The sequence below is a fragment of the Pseudomonas sp. W4I3 genome (genome assembly GCF_030816195.1).
Lineage (GTDB): Bacteria > Pseudomonadota > Gammaproteobacteria > Pseudomonadales > Pseudomonadaceae > Aquipseudomonas.
Map to the genome: position 1 here is coordinate 1,873,632 of NZ_JAUSXS010000001.1, position 12,600 is coordinate 1,886,231.

Sequence of the window (12,600 nt, forward strand, 5' to 3'; positions counted from 1 at the left end):
CGCGAAGGTCGTTAACGATAACGCGTACTGCCAGGCTGAACGCGGTGCCTGTGCGATCTTCGCGAGCAAGCTCGCTCCTACTGGGATGCGGTGTCGATAAGGAAAAACTGTGATAACCACCCAAGCCTTCCCCACCATCCGGGCTATCCAGCGCGATGCCTGGAATGAGTGTTTTCCCGGTGCCCTGGAAGACTGGGACTACTACGTCGCCGTGGAAAACGCCGCAATCGATGACTTCCAGTGGCGGTACCTGGCGGTTTACGAAGAGGGAACGCTGGCGGCCGTCGCCGTCGCGTTCATTACCCATTACCGTCTCGACACCACGGTGTCGGGTGCCGGCAAGCGGTTGACCGAGCGTGTAGGGCGGCTGTGGCCGGGGCTTTTGCAACTGGGGCTGTATGCCCTTGGTTCGCCGGTGGCCGAGCGCTGTGACGTCGGGTTTGCCAATGGCGTGGCGGACGCGCGGCGCCCGCTGTTGCTCAAGCATCTGCTCCAGATTGCGCGCCGGGATGCCGATGACTTTGGCATCGGCCTGGTGGCGGTCAAGGACGCGCCGAGCAACGACCCGCATTGGGCCGAAAGTTGTCGCGTCGCGGGCTTTCAAAGCATGCCGAGCCTGCCTACGGGCGTGTTGCCGCTGCCCTACGGCTCAGTGGACGCCTACCTGGGCTCGCTGGGTAAATCCACGCGCAAGGACCTGCGCCGCAAGCTGCGCGCGCCGGGACCTCGGGTGGAGTGGCGGCGCAACATCGATGATGTGTTGCCCGAGGTCATGCGCCTCTATGAAGCCACGCTCACGCGCTCGGACTTGCAGTTCGAACGCCTGCCCGCCGGTTACTTCACGGGGATTCTCGAACAGCTGCAGGAGCGTGCGGTGTGTGCGCTTTACTGGGTGGACGAGCACCTGGTGGCGTTCAACCTGATCCTGCTCGACGAGCATCGGCTGATCGATAAGTTTTTCGGACATGACATCGCGTTCAGCCGGGAATACAACCTGTACTTCCGTAGCTGGCTGACCAATGTCGACTACTGTATTCAACACAATATTGCGGTGTATGAGTGCGGCCAGGCCGGGTATGCCAGTAAACTGCGCCTGGGCTGCCAGTTCCAGGGCAACAGCCTGTTCTTCCGCCACCGCAATCGGTTGGTCAACGGCGTGCTCACGTTAGTCAAAATGTTGTTCCGACCGGATCGTTCCGACCCTGCCATGGCTGCTGCGATAAGCGAAACCTGATGATCACCAAGACCCGCCAGAAAGCCCGCCCCTTTGCCATTTCGCGCTGGAGCGTCCAGCGTAAGCTGGTGCTGGCCTTCTGGCTGGTCAGCGTCATTCCGACCATGATTGCGGCGGAGCTGGCCGCCACCACGCTGTCGCAGATTTTCGACAGTAACGTGCGTATCTGGCTGCAGGAGTCGACCAAGATCGTCAAGGACGAGATCGGTGACATCCTTCACGACAATGCGCGCATGGCCAAGTTGTTCCTGCGCTACACCAGCCCACCTTCCTCCAAACAGGCCGAACGGCATGACCGGCTCACCGCCGACATCGCCGACGCCACCGACATCGATGTGGTGGCGCTGATTCGCACCAGCGACCACAAGGTGATGTTCAGCACCGCCGCCGATGACATCGTCAAGCAGATCAGCCTGACCAGCAACGCGGTGTTGCAGACCGTGCAGGTGGCCGGCGTGAGCACGGGCCTGGTGGTCTCGACCTTCGAAACCAACCGCGATGGCGTCGATTATCTGTTGCTGGTGGCCACTTACCTGGACAGCAGTTTCCTCACCAGCGTGGCCGATGTGCATTCCCTCGACCTGCGCCTGTACCTGGCCAACGCCTCGGGATTTTCCGAAATATTTTCCACTCAGCGCTTCGAAAACCACCCTTCGCGCATCCCGAAAAATGTGGAAGCCGATTTGCGCAGCACCCGGCAGCCGAGCGAGCAGTTCACCAGTCAGTACAGCGGTTTGTACTGGCCGATATTCAATGATGCCGGCGAGTTGCAGGGCGTGATCTTCAGCGGCCTGCTGCGCCACACGAGCCTGGTGGGGCTGGTGAACCAGAGCAACTTGTTCGTACTGATTTTCCTGGTCAGCTCGGCGCTGTCGCTGGTCGCGGGCGTGTTGGTGTCGCGCCGCCTGACCCAGCCCCTGCGCGACTTGTCCCAAGGCGTGAACGCGGTGATCTCCGGCAATTACGCGCACCGTGTGGAGGTCAGCGGCGGCGACGAACTGGCGCAACTGAGCAGCACCTTCAACCACATGACCGAGCGTCTGGGCGAACTGCATCATCTGGAGGCTCAACTGCGCCGGCGTGATCGCCTGCATGCCCTGGGTGAAGTGGCCATGGGCCTGGCCCATGAAATCCGCAACCCGTTGGGCATCATCAAGACGGCCACGCAACTGTTGCACCGTCGCGCCGACCTTGCGGACTCCGACAAGCGCCACCTGGAATACGTCATCAGTGAGGTCAGCCGAATCAACGAACTGATCACCGAATTCCTCGACTTCGCCAAGCCCAACCCGCCGATACGCGTACTGCAACCGGCCCGCGCCCTGGTCGAGGAAATCCTCGGGTTCTGCGGGCCGGAGTTGAGCACGCACAACATCGACGCGCAGATCGACGACCAGGCGCCCGACGCGACGATCTACGCGGACGCCAAGCAGCTCAAGCAGGCCTGTCTGAACCTGATTCTCAACGCCATCGACGCGATGCCTGACGGCGGTCGCCTGATTCTGGGTATTCGCAGCGTGGGCGATCACACGGTGATCAGCATCGCTGATACCGGCCAGGGCATCCCGGCGGATATGGTCGAGCGCATCTTCACGCCGTTTGTCACCACCAAGGCCTCGGGCACAGGCCTGGGCCTGGCCAAAGTCTATTCGATCATGGAAAGTCACGACGGCAGCATCGAGTGCGCCACCGAGAAAGATGCCGGCGCCACCTTCAGCCTGTACATTCCGGCTAACGGTGAAGACGACGGCGAGGATGAGGACGGGCATGACGCATAACGTATTGGTGGTGGACGACGAGCCCAAGCTCTGTGACCTGTTGTCGTCCGCCCTGAGCCAGAACGGCATTCAGGTGTTTACCGCCGGTAATGGCCTGCACGCGCTCAAGGTGCTGGAGCAGGAGGACATCGACCTGGTCATCAGCGACTGGCGCATGCCGGGCATGGACGGGCCGGCGTTGCTGGCCGAGATCAAGCAGCGCTACCCGCACTTGCCGGTGATCGTGATGACGGCCTACAGCACGGTGAAAAATGCCGTGCAGTCGATGCGCAATGGCGCCTACGACTACATTGCCAAGCCGTTCGATATCGACGAGCTGGACATCACCGTGGCCAAGGCCCTGCAGTTTCGCGACATCATGCGTGACAACGCGCGCCTGCGTGCCGAGCTGGATGAACATGCACAGTTCGACAGCCTGGTGGGTGACAGCCCGGCGTTTCGCAAAGTGCTGCAAGCGGTGGACTCGGTGCGCGACAGTAGCGCCACCATCCTGCTGACCGGCGAAAGCGGGACCGGCAAGGAAATGGTCGCCCGCGCTATCCACAAGCATGGCAGCCGCGCCGACCAGCCGTTCGTGGCGGTCAATTGCGCGGCGATTCCCGAAGGTTTGCTGGAAAGCGAGATGTTCGGTCATCGCAAAGGCGCCTTCACCGGCGCTGTGGCCGACCGGGTAGGGCGCTTCATGCAGGCCGACAAGGGCACGCTGTTTCTGGATGAAGTCGGCGATATGCCGTTGGCCTTGCAAGCCAAGATCCTGCGCGCCCTGCAGGAGCGGGTGATCGAACCGGTGGGAGACCCCCGCGAGCGCAAGGTGGACGTTCGGGTGATCGCTGCGACCAATAAGAACCTGCTGGACGCGGTGGCCAACAAGGAGTTTCGCGAAGACCTTTATTACCGCCTGAATGTATTCCCGATTCCGCTGCCGGCCCTGCGCGAGCGTATGGAAGACATCGCGCCGCTGGCCCGGCACTTCGCGCGCACCCTCAGCGCGACGGCCGGCAAACGCGTCACCGGATTCAGCGCCGAAGCCTTGCAGGCCATGGCGGCGTACCACTGGCCGGGCAATATCCGCGAGCTGCAAAACTGTGTGGAGCGGGCGACTATCGTGGCTGCTTCGCCGGTGATCGAAGATATCGATTTGCCGGGTTACCTGTTTGCCTCTCGGCCTGCCGAGGCTGGCGCGGCGACGATCCTGAGTGATGGGCCGGGCGTGCCGCAGGATCTGGATGCGGCGCTGGCGGAAGTGGAGAAAGCCTACATTCTGGCGGCGTTGCACGAGAGCAACGGCGTGCAGGCAGCGGCGGCGGCGAAGATCGGGATTTCGGAGAGGAGCTTCTGGTATCGCCTGAAAAAGCTCGGTATTCAAGTCGACAAAATAGTCCGCTGACTGTGATCAAACTGTGGGAGGGGGCTTGCTCCCGATAGCGGTGTATCAGCCACCGATGTATTGACTGACCCACCGCCATCGGGGGCAAGCCCCCTCCCACATTTTTAAATGAGTTGTGTCAGATGTGGAGGCGTACCGCTTGAGGCAGCAGGCAAATCGACAAAGTTGTCGCTGACACACCGTGATCAAACTGTGGGAGGGGGCTTGCTCCCGATAGCGGTGTATCAGCCACAGATTCGTTGACTGACCCACCGCCATCGGGGGCAAGCCCCCTCCCACAGTTTTGACTGAGTTGTGTCAGGTGTGGAGGCGTACCGCTTGAGGCAGCAGGCAAATCGACAAAGTTGTCGCTGACACACTGTGATCAAACTGTGGGAGGGGGCTTGCTCCCGATAGCGGTGTATCAGCCACCGATTCGTTGACTGACCCACCGCCATCGGGGGCAAGCCCCTCCCACATTTTTGACTGAGTTGTGTCAGGTGTGGAGGCGTACCGCTTGAGGCAGCAGGCAAATCGACAAAGTTGTCGCTGACACACCGTGATCAAACTGTGGGAGGGGGCTTGCTCCCGATAGCGTTGTATCAGCCACCGATGTATTGACTGACTCACCGCCATCGGGAGCAAGCCCCCTCCCACATTTTTGACTGAGTTGTGTCAGGTGTGGAGGCGTACCGCTTGAGGCAGCAGGCAAATCGACAAAGTTGTCGCTGACACACCGTGATCAAACTGTGGGAGGGGGCTTGCTCCCGATAGCGGTGTATCAGCCACCGATGTATTGACTGACCCACCGCCATCGGGAGCAAGCCCCCTCCCACATTTTTGACTGAGTTGTGTCAGGTGTGGAGGCGTACCGCTTGAGGCAGCAGGCAAATCGACAAAGTTGTCGCTGACACACTGTGATCAAACTGTGGGAGGGGGCTTGCTCCCGATAGCGGTGTATCAGCCACCGATGTATTGACTGACCCACCGCCATCGGGAGCAAGCCCCCTCCCACAGTTTTGACTGTGTTGGGTCAGCTGTGGAGGCGTACCCAGAGGCTTACCAGCACGGTGGCTGCCATCAACCAGGCCACCGCTGCCACGGCCAGTGATGCCTCCAGCCGCATCCGGTCCACCATCACATACAACGTCGCCAGGTACACAAAGTACGGAATGATCGACCACATCCCAAACACGATGGTGGTCTTCAAATCCTCGACCGAGCGGCCCTTGCCGACGATGTAATGAGCGATCAGCGCAAAGGTCGGAAACAGCGGCACCAGGCCTGCGATGTAATAGTTTCTGGTCTTGGCCAATGCGGCCAGAATCAGCACCACCGCCGCGCCGAGGGCGGCTTTCACGAACAGATCCATCAGTGACTCAACCCATATTTCTTGACCTTATCGAACAGCGTGGTCTTGGCCATCCCCAGTTCCTGGCTGGCCTGGGTCAGGTTGCCGCCGCTGCGTTGCAGGGCATCAACGAGCAGGTTGCGCTCGAAGGCTTCTACCGCCTCGGTAAAGGCCAAGCCATGGGTGCTGCCGCCAGTGCCGGTTTTCTTGAAGGCGGGCAGGCCCAGGGCGAAACGTTCGGCGACGTTGCGCAGTTCGCGCACGTTGCCGGGCCAGTCGTGGCTCATCAGGCTCGACAGGGTCTGGTTGTCCAGCTCCGGCGCGGTGCGATCAAAACGCAGTGAGGATTGCTGCAGGAAGTGTTCGAACAACTGCAGGATATCTTCACGGCGCTCGCGCAGGGGCGGCAGTTCAAGGGTGACCACGTTGAGGCGGTAGTACAGGTCACTGCGGAATTGGCTGGCGCGGCTCAGTTCGTCGAGGTCGGACTTGGTGGCGGCGATCACCCGGCAATCCACGGCCACGCTCTGGTTCGAACCCAGGCGTTCGAGGGTGCGTTCCTGCAGCACCCGCAGCAGTTTGATCTGCAGGTTGATCGGCATGCTTTCCACTTCATCGAGAAACAACGTGCCCTCGTGGGCGTGCTCGATCTTGCCGATGCGGCGCTTGCCGGCGCCCGTAAACGCATTGGCTTCGTGGCCGAAGATCTCGCTTTCGAACAGGTTCTCCGGCAGCCCACCGCAGTTCAGTGCGACGAACTGATGGGAGTGGCGCCGGCTGAAATCATGCAGGCAACGCGCGACCAGCTCCTTGCCGGTGCCGGTTTCGCCTTCGATCAGCACGTTGGCCGAGGTATCGGCGACGTTGGCGATCAATTCGCGCAGGTTTTGCATCGCTGGTGAGCGACCGATGATGCGGCCCTCCAACGAATCGCGCTCGGCCAACTGGCGCCGCAACGACCAGACTTCCCGCGCCAGTGCGCGCTGTTCAAGGGCACGACGGGCCACTTCCACCAGGCGCTCGGGGGAGAAGGGTTTTTCCATGAAGTCGTAGGCGCCATTGCGCATCGCGCCGACGGCCATGGAAATGTCGCCATGCCCGGTGATCAGCACCACCGGCAGGCTTTTATCCAGCGCCTTGAGACGGGTGAGCAACGCCAAGCCATCAATGCCTGGCAGGCGGATATCGCTGATGACAATGCCGGCGAAATTTTCGCCGATGTGCGTCAACGCTTCTTCGGCACTGCCCACGCCGACGCTGTGAATGTCTTCCAGCGCCAATGCCTGCTGGCAACCCAGCAGCACATGGGGGTCATCCTCGACGATCAGGACGGTGAGGTCTTGGGGTTCAATATTCATGTCGACTCAACTTTTTCAGCGCCCGCCAGCGGCAGGTTCAGGACAAACGCGGTACCACCACTGGCCGGATGCTCCACGGCCAGGCTGCCGCCGGTGGCCGCGGCGAGGCTGGCGGACAGGGTCAGGCCCAGGCCCAGGCCTTGCTCGCCGGGTTTGGTGGTAAAGAAAGGTTCGAACAGATGCTTGCGCGCCTCAGGGTCGATGCCATGGCCGTTGTCGCGCACCAGCAGGCGATATCTGCCCTCGGCATTCTGACCTTCCAGCCACAACTGCGGCGCCGGTTGCGCCTGCATCGCATCCAGCGCGTTGCCGATCAGGTTGACCAGGATCTGCTCCAGGCGCGTCTGGTCGATCTGCAATTGGGCTGGGCTGAAATCACGGTGCACGGTCAGGGGCAGGCTGTCCAGGCGCGCGCCAAGCACCTGGAACGCGGCGTCCACGGCCTTGGCCAGGTTCGCTTCGCCCTGGTCGTCACCGCGCCGGGCAAACGAGCGCAGGCTGGCGGTGATGCGGCCCATGCGGTCGATCAGTTCGTTGATGGTCTTGAGGTTGGTGCTGGCGGTGTCCAGGGCGCCGCGTTCGAGGAAGCGCACGGTGTTGCCGGACAGGGTGCGCAGCGCGGCCAGGGGTTGGTTCAATTCGTGGGCGATGCTGGTGGACATTTGACCGATCGCCGCGAGTTTGCCGGCCTGCACCAATTCGTCCTGGGCGCGGCGCAAGGTCTCTTCGGCCTGGCGCCGTTCGCGGATCTGGCCTTTGAGACGTTCATTGCTGGCGCGCAGGTCGGCGGTGCGTTCGGCAATCCGTCGCTCCAGTTGGCTGTTGGCTTCCTGCAGGGCTTCGCGCGCGGCGAGGCGGGTGGCGATGACCTTGCGCCGCTCGTTCCAGGCAATCAGCAAGAACGCGACCAGGCCAAACGCGACGGCCACCAGAATGCCCTGGTTGATCGCGGCGCGGCGCAGTTCATTGAGCGGTGTGAGCAGGGTGAAGTTCCAGGGTGTGTCGTTCAATGGCCGGGTCTGTGCCAGGTAGCTGGCTTCGTGCTTGTCGCTGGCCACTTCGCTGTTGGCTGGGAAGGTCAGCTTTTCGCTGCCTTCGTTCAAGCGCTCGCGGGCCAGGGGCTCCAAGGCGCTCAGCGTCGCCCAGTAATATTGCAGGCTGTGCGCCAGTCGGTCCTTGGTGTCATCGCTCAAAGGGCGCACGGCCTTGAGGCGGCGAGCCGGGTCACTGGACAGAATGATGATGCCGTTTTCGTCGCTCACGAAGGCTTCGAGGCGCGCGCGTTGCCAGCGCTCCTCAAGCGCCTCCAGGCGCACCTTGACCACGGCGACGCCGATGATTTTGCCGTGCTCTTCCAGACCGTGGGCCAGGTAGTAGCCGGGTTCGCCGTTGGTGCTGCCGATGCCGTAGAAGCGACCGGGCTGGCCGCGTACGGCGTTCTGGAAATAGGCGCGAAAGGACAGGTCTTCACCCTGGTAACTGTCTACGTCGCGCCAGTTACTGGTGGCCAGCACGCGACCGGTGGTGTCCATCACGTAGATGGCACGGCTGCGGCTGCGACGGTTCAAGCCTTCGAGGTAATCGTTGACGGTCTTGCGGGTTTCCTGGTTGGGGTCGGCCAGGAGCAGGGAAACGCTGGTTTCCAGCTCGAGCAGGCTGGGCAGGTAGGTGTATTTGCTCAGTTCGCTTTCGACGGTACGGGCGTGCAACTCCAACTGGCGTTCGCCGTTGTCGCTGAGGGTGCGGATGCCATAGTACTCACTGACCCAGAAGCCGATATAACCCAAGCCGATCATCAGGGCGATGATCAACGGCGGCAGGAACAGTTGGCGTATCAGGCGAGGCTTCACGGCAAGTGATGGCGGCGCAGCGCGATAGGGGTTGGGGTCGCATTTCATCACAGATGCCTTGGGTCAACCAGCGCTGCCGGCCTGTGCGGTCCAGGTGGGAGGGGGCTTGCCCCCGATTGCAGTGCGTCAGTCGGTATATCTATCGCTGATGTACCGCTATCGGGGGCAAGCCCCCTCCCACATGGGTCCGGTTTCTACAGTTGGTGCTGTGTAGTACTCAGTGCTGCAGGATTTTCTCAAGGAAGTGCTGCGCGCGTTCCGAGCGGGCGCTGATGTCGCCGAAGAACTCTTCTTTGGGGCAGTCTTCGATGATCTTGCCGGCGTCCATGAAAATCACGCGGTCGGCCACTTTGCGGGCGAAGCCCATTTCGTGGGTCACGCACATCATGGTCATGCCTTCCTGGGCCAGTTGCACCATCACGTCCAGCACCTCATTGACCATTTCCGGGTCCAGCGCCGAGGTCGGTTCGTCGAACAGCATGACGATCGGGTCCATGGCCAGGGCGCGGGCAATGGCCACACGTTGTTGCTGACCACCGGACAGTTGGCCAGGGTGCTTGTGGGCGTGTGCCGACAGGCCTACGCGCTCCAGCAGTTGCAGGCCTTTCTGGGTGGCTTCTTCCTTGCTGCGGCCGAGCACCTTGATCTGCGCGATGGTCAGGTTTTCGGTGATGGTCAGGTGCGGGAACAGCTCGAAGTGCTGGAACACCATGCCCACGCGCGAGCGCAGTTTTGGCAGGTTGGTCTTCGGGTCGGCGATGGAAGTGCCGTCCACGACCACGTCGCCTTTCTGGAACGGTTCCAGCGCGTTGACGCACTTGATCAGAGTGGATTTGCCCGAGCCGGACGGCCCGCACACCACGATCACTTCGCCTTTTTTGACCTCGGTGCTGCAGTCGGTCAGCACCTGGAAGTCGCCATACCACTTGTTGATGTTCTTGATAGAGATCATACGGCAAACCTTTTTTGCAGACGCTTGACCAGCAGCGAGGCGGAAAAGCTGATGATGAAGTAGACGACACCGGCGAAGATCAGGAACTCATTGGAGCGGCCGATGATGTCGCCGTTGGAGCGGGCGGAGTTGAGGAAGTCCACCAGGCCCACGGTGTAGACCAGCGAAGTGTCTTGGAACAGGATGATGCTCTGCTGCAGCAGCAGGGGGGTCATCTTGCGGAACGCCTGCGGCAGGATGATCAGGCGCATGGTCTGGCCGTAGGTCATGCCCATCGCCTGCGCGGCGGCCATCTGACCCTTGGGGATCGACTGCACGCCGGCCCGCACGATTTCGCAGAAGTACGCCGCTTCGAACATCATGAACGCCACGACGCACGAGGTGAACGCGCCGATCGGTGTGTCTTCGCCTGTGATCCAGCGCAGCACGAACGGCACCGCCAGGTAGAACCAGGTGATGACCAGCAGCAGCGGGATCGAACGGAAGTAGTTCACATAAGCGCCGGCCACACGGGACAGCAGCTTGCTGGACGACAGGCGCATCAGGGCGAGGATGGTACCCAGGATGATGCCGCCGACCACGCCCATGACCATCAACTGCAGGGTCATGACCATGCCGTTCCACAGGCCCGGGATCGCGGGGATGATACCGCTGAAATCGAAGTCCATTATTTACCCCCCACGGAGATCAGGCCGGGCACTGCGACTTTCTTCTCGACCACGCGCATCAGCAGCATCAGGCTCATGTTCAGGGTGAAGTAGATCAGCGTGGCCAGGGTGAAGGCTTCAAACAGGTTGGCCGAGAACTCGGCGGTCTGCTTGGTTTGCGCCAGCAGTTCCATCAGGCCGATCAAGGACGCCACGGAAGAGTTCTTGAACACGTTGAGGAATTCGGAGGTAAGCGGCGGAATGATGATGCGGTAGGCCTGAGGCAGCAGCACGTTCCAGTAGATCTGTGGCAGCTTGAAGCCCATGGCGCGCGCGGCAGACTCCTGGCCGCGTGGCAGCGCCTGGATGCCGGTGCGCACTTGTTCACACACACGGGCAGCGGTGAACAGGCCCAGGCACACGACGACGCTCAGGTAGGCCGAGGTGGTCGGGTTCAGGTCTTGTTTGTACCAGTCCTGCAGGTTCTGCGGCAGCATGTCCGGTACCAGGAAGTACCAGATGAACAGCTGAACCAGCAGCGGCACGTTACGAAACAGTTCCACGTAGCAGGTCGCGATGCCCGATACGATGCGGTTTGGTACGGTGCGCATGACCCCCAGAATGGAGCCCAGCAGCAAGGCGATAATCCATGCCACGACAGCGATGGCGATGGTCCAGCCCAGGCCGGCGATGTACCAGTCGAGATAAGTCTCGCTGCCAACGCCGGTGGACTTGAAGAACACGCCCCAGTCCCAGTTGTAATTCATTAGGGTCTCCCCTCGAGATCGATCGATGTACAAGCACCCGCTTGGGGAAGGTCCGTCCCCACCTGACGTTGAACGCCAGGCACACACGATCGGCTCGAAAACCGCCAGGTCGAGTGTTCCAAGTTAAAGCCAGCAGGTAATTACAGACGCCTGGGGGAGGTTTGGCTCCCCCAGGAGATAAGGTTAGATCAGTGTCAGATTTTTACGTCAGGCGCTGGCTTGTCGCTTGGGTTGGCGATCAGCTCTTTAACCTTGTCACTCATCGGGAAGTTCAGGTTCAGGCCTTTAGGTGGAATCGGGCTTTCGAACCACTTGCTGTAGATCTTGTTGATCTCGCCGGATTTGTACAGGCCGACGATGGCGTCATCTACCGCTTTCTTGAAGTCAGGGTCGCCTTTACGCACCATGCACGCGTAGGCTTCGAAGGACTGTGGAGTACCGGTGATGACCCAGTCATCCGGCTTCTTGGCCTTGGCTTCTTCGCCGGCCAGCAGGGCGTCGTCCATCATGAACGCAACGGCACGGCCGCTTTCGAGCATCTGGAAGGATTCGCCGTGGTCTTTGGCGGAGATGACGTTCATGCCCATCTGCTTGTCGGCGTTCATCGCCTTGATGATGCGCTCGGACGTGGTGCCAGCGGTGGTTACGACGTTCTTGCCTTTGAGGTCGGCGAAGTCAGCGTAGGAAGGCTTGCCATCCTTGTCTTTCTTGACCAGCAGACGGGTGCCGATTTCGAAGATGTTGACGGTGAAGTCAACCTGTTGGGCGCGCTCGGCGTTGTTGGTGGTGGAGCCGCATTCAAGGTCCGCGGTGCCGTTCTGGATCAGCGGGATACGGGTCTGCGAAGTCACCAGGTTGTACTTGGCCTTCAGGTCAGGCTTGTTCAGGTCTTTTTTCAGGGCTTCAACGACGGCCAGTTGAATGTCGTGGGAGTAGCCCACTGGCTTGCCCGAGCCATCCGCAATGTAGGAAAACGGAATGGAGCTGTCGCGGTGCGCGAGAGTGATGGTGCCGGAGTCGTTGATTTTCTTCAGCGTGCCGGTGAGTTCGGCGGCGAAAACTGGAGTGCTGATCAGAGCAGCAGCGATAGCTGCGCCCAGGATATGGGGAACGATGCGCATCAATACTTCCTCGACATTTGTTTTTTTTATGAAGCCAGCTAAACGGCTCTCTTGTACAGCGAATGCCTTGACGGCTCCTGAGGCGTCTCAGGCAATCGTCAGGAAGTGTAGAGCATGACTCGTGCCATACCGCATACAAAAGCTTAACTGTTTGATTTATATGACGATTAACTTTA

10 protein-coding genes are annotated in these 12,600 nt (G+C 60.8%); 3 read left to right on the forward strand and 7 right to left on the reverse strand.

The features are described from left to right. Nucleotides 1–109: 109 nt before the first annotated feature. Genes QF045_RS08440 through QF045_RS08450 form a run of 3 tightly spaced genes read left to right on the forward strand, consistent with a single transcriptional unit; the run spans nt 110 to nt 4,399 of the window. Entirely contained in the window at nt 110–1,234 is a 1,125-nt protein-coding gene (locus tag QF045_RS08440; RefSeq protein WP_306491812.1) for a GNAT family N-acetyltransferase, read from the forward strand. Then, nucleotides 1,234–3,012 carry a HAMP domain-containing sensor histidine kinase gene (locus QF045_RS08445; RefSeq protein WP_306491814.1) on the forward strand — a complete coding sequence of 593 codons (1,779 nt, stop codon included), beginning with the start codon at nt 1,234–1,236 and terminating at the stop codon, nt 3,010–3,012. Before QF045_RS08440 ends, QF045_RS08445 begins: the two co-directional genes overlap by 1 nt. Next, nucleotides 3,002–4,399, forward strand: coding sequence for a sigma-54 dependent transcriptional regulator (locus QF045_RS08450; protein WP_306491816.1), 1,398 nt, complete (start codon nt 3,002–3,004; stop codon nt 4,397–4,399). Before QF045_RS08445 ends, QF045_RS08450 begins: the two co-directional genes overlap by 11 nt. A 1,012-nt stretch (nt 4,400–5,411) precedes the next feature. Here QF045_RS08450 and QF045_RS08455 read toward each other — a convergent pair. The 7 genes from QF045_RS08455 to QF045_RS08485 all read right to left on the reverse strand — a co-directional run bounded on the left by QF045_RS08455 (nt 5,412) and on the right by QF045_RS08485 (nt 12,424). Next, on the reverse strand, nt 5,412–5,750 hold the full coding sequence (locus tag QF045_RS08455; RefSeq protein WP_306491817.1) for a GlpM family protein: 339 nt from the start codon (nt 5,748–5,750) through the stop codon (nt 5,412–5,414). After that, nucleotides 5,750–7,087 (reverse strand): sigma-54 dependent transcriptional regulator, encoded by a 1,338-nt coding sequence (locus QF045_RS08460; protein WP_306491818.1) that lies wholly within the window; start codon nt 7,085–7,087, stop codon nt 5,750–5,752. The genes QF045_RS08455 and QF045_RS08460 overlap by 1 nt, the downstream gene beginning before the upstream one ends. Continuing rightward, on the reverse strand, nt 7,084–8,985 hold the full coding sequence (locus QF045_RS08465) for a sensor histidine kinase (RefSeq protein WP_306491819.1): 1,902 nt from the start codon (nt 8,983–8,985) through the stop codon (nt 7,084–7,086). Before QF045_RS08465 ends, QF045_RS08460 begins: the two co-directional genes overlap by 4 nt. Before the next feature lie 169 nt (nt 8,986–9,154). Then, on the reverse strand, nt 9,155–9,889 hold the full coding sequence (locus tag QF045_RS08470; protein WP_003231449.1) for an amino acid ABC transporter ATP-binding protein: 735 nt from the start codon (nt 9,887–9,889) through the stop codon (nt 9,155–9,157). Next, the gene (locus tag QF045_RS08475) at nt 9,886–10,557 is read right to left on the reverse strand and encodes an amino acid ABC transporter permease (protein WP_046071144.1); all 672 of its coding nucleotides are present in this window, start codon (nt 10,555–10,557) and stop codon (nt 9,886–9,888) included. The genes QF045_RS08470 and QF045_RS08475 overlap by 4 nt, the downstream gene beginning before the upstream one ends. Beyond that, complete coding sequence (locus QF045_RS08480) at nt 10,557–11,303, reverse strand: amino acid ABC transporter permease (RefSeq protein ID WP_025856885.1); 747 nt, start codon at nt 11,301–11,303, stop codon at nt 10,557–10,559. The genes QF045_RS08475 and QF045_RS08480 overlap by 1 nt, the downstream gene beginning before the upstream one ends. Nucleotides 11,304–11,497: 194 nt before the next feature. Further along, nucleotides 11,498–12,424: a glutamate/aspartate ABC transporter substrate-binding protein gene (locus QF045_RS08485; protein WP_306491820.1), complete on the reverse strand. Its 927-nt coding sequence runs from the start codon at nt 12,422–12,424 to the stop codon at nt 11,498–11,500. Between the last annotated feature and the right edge of the window lie 176 nt (nt 12,425–12,600).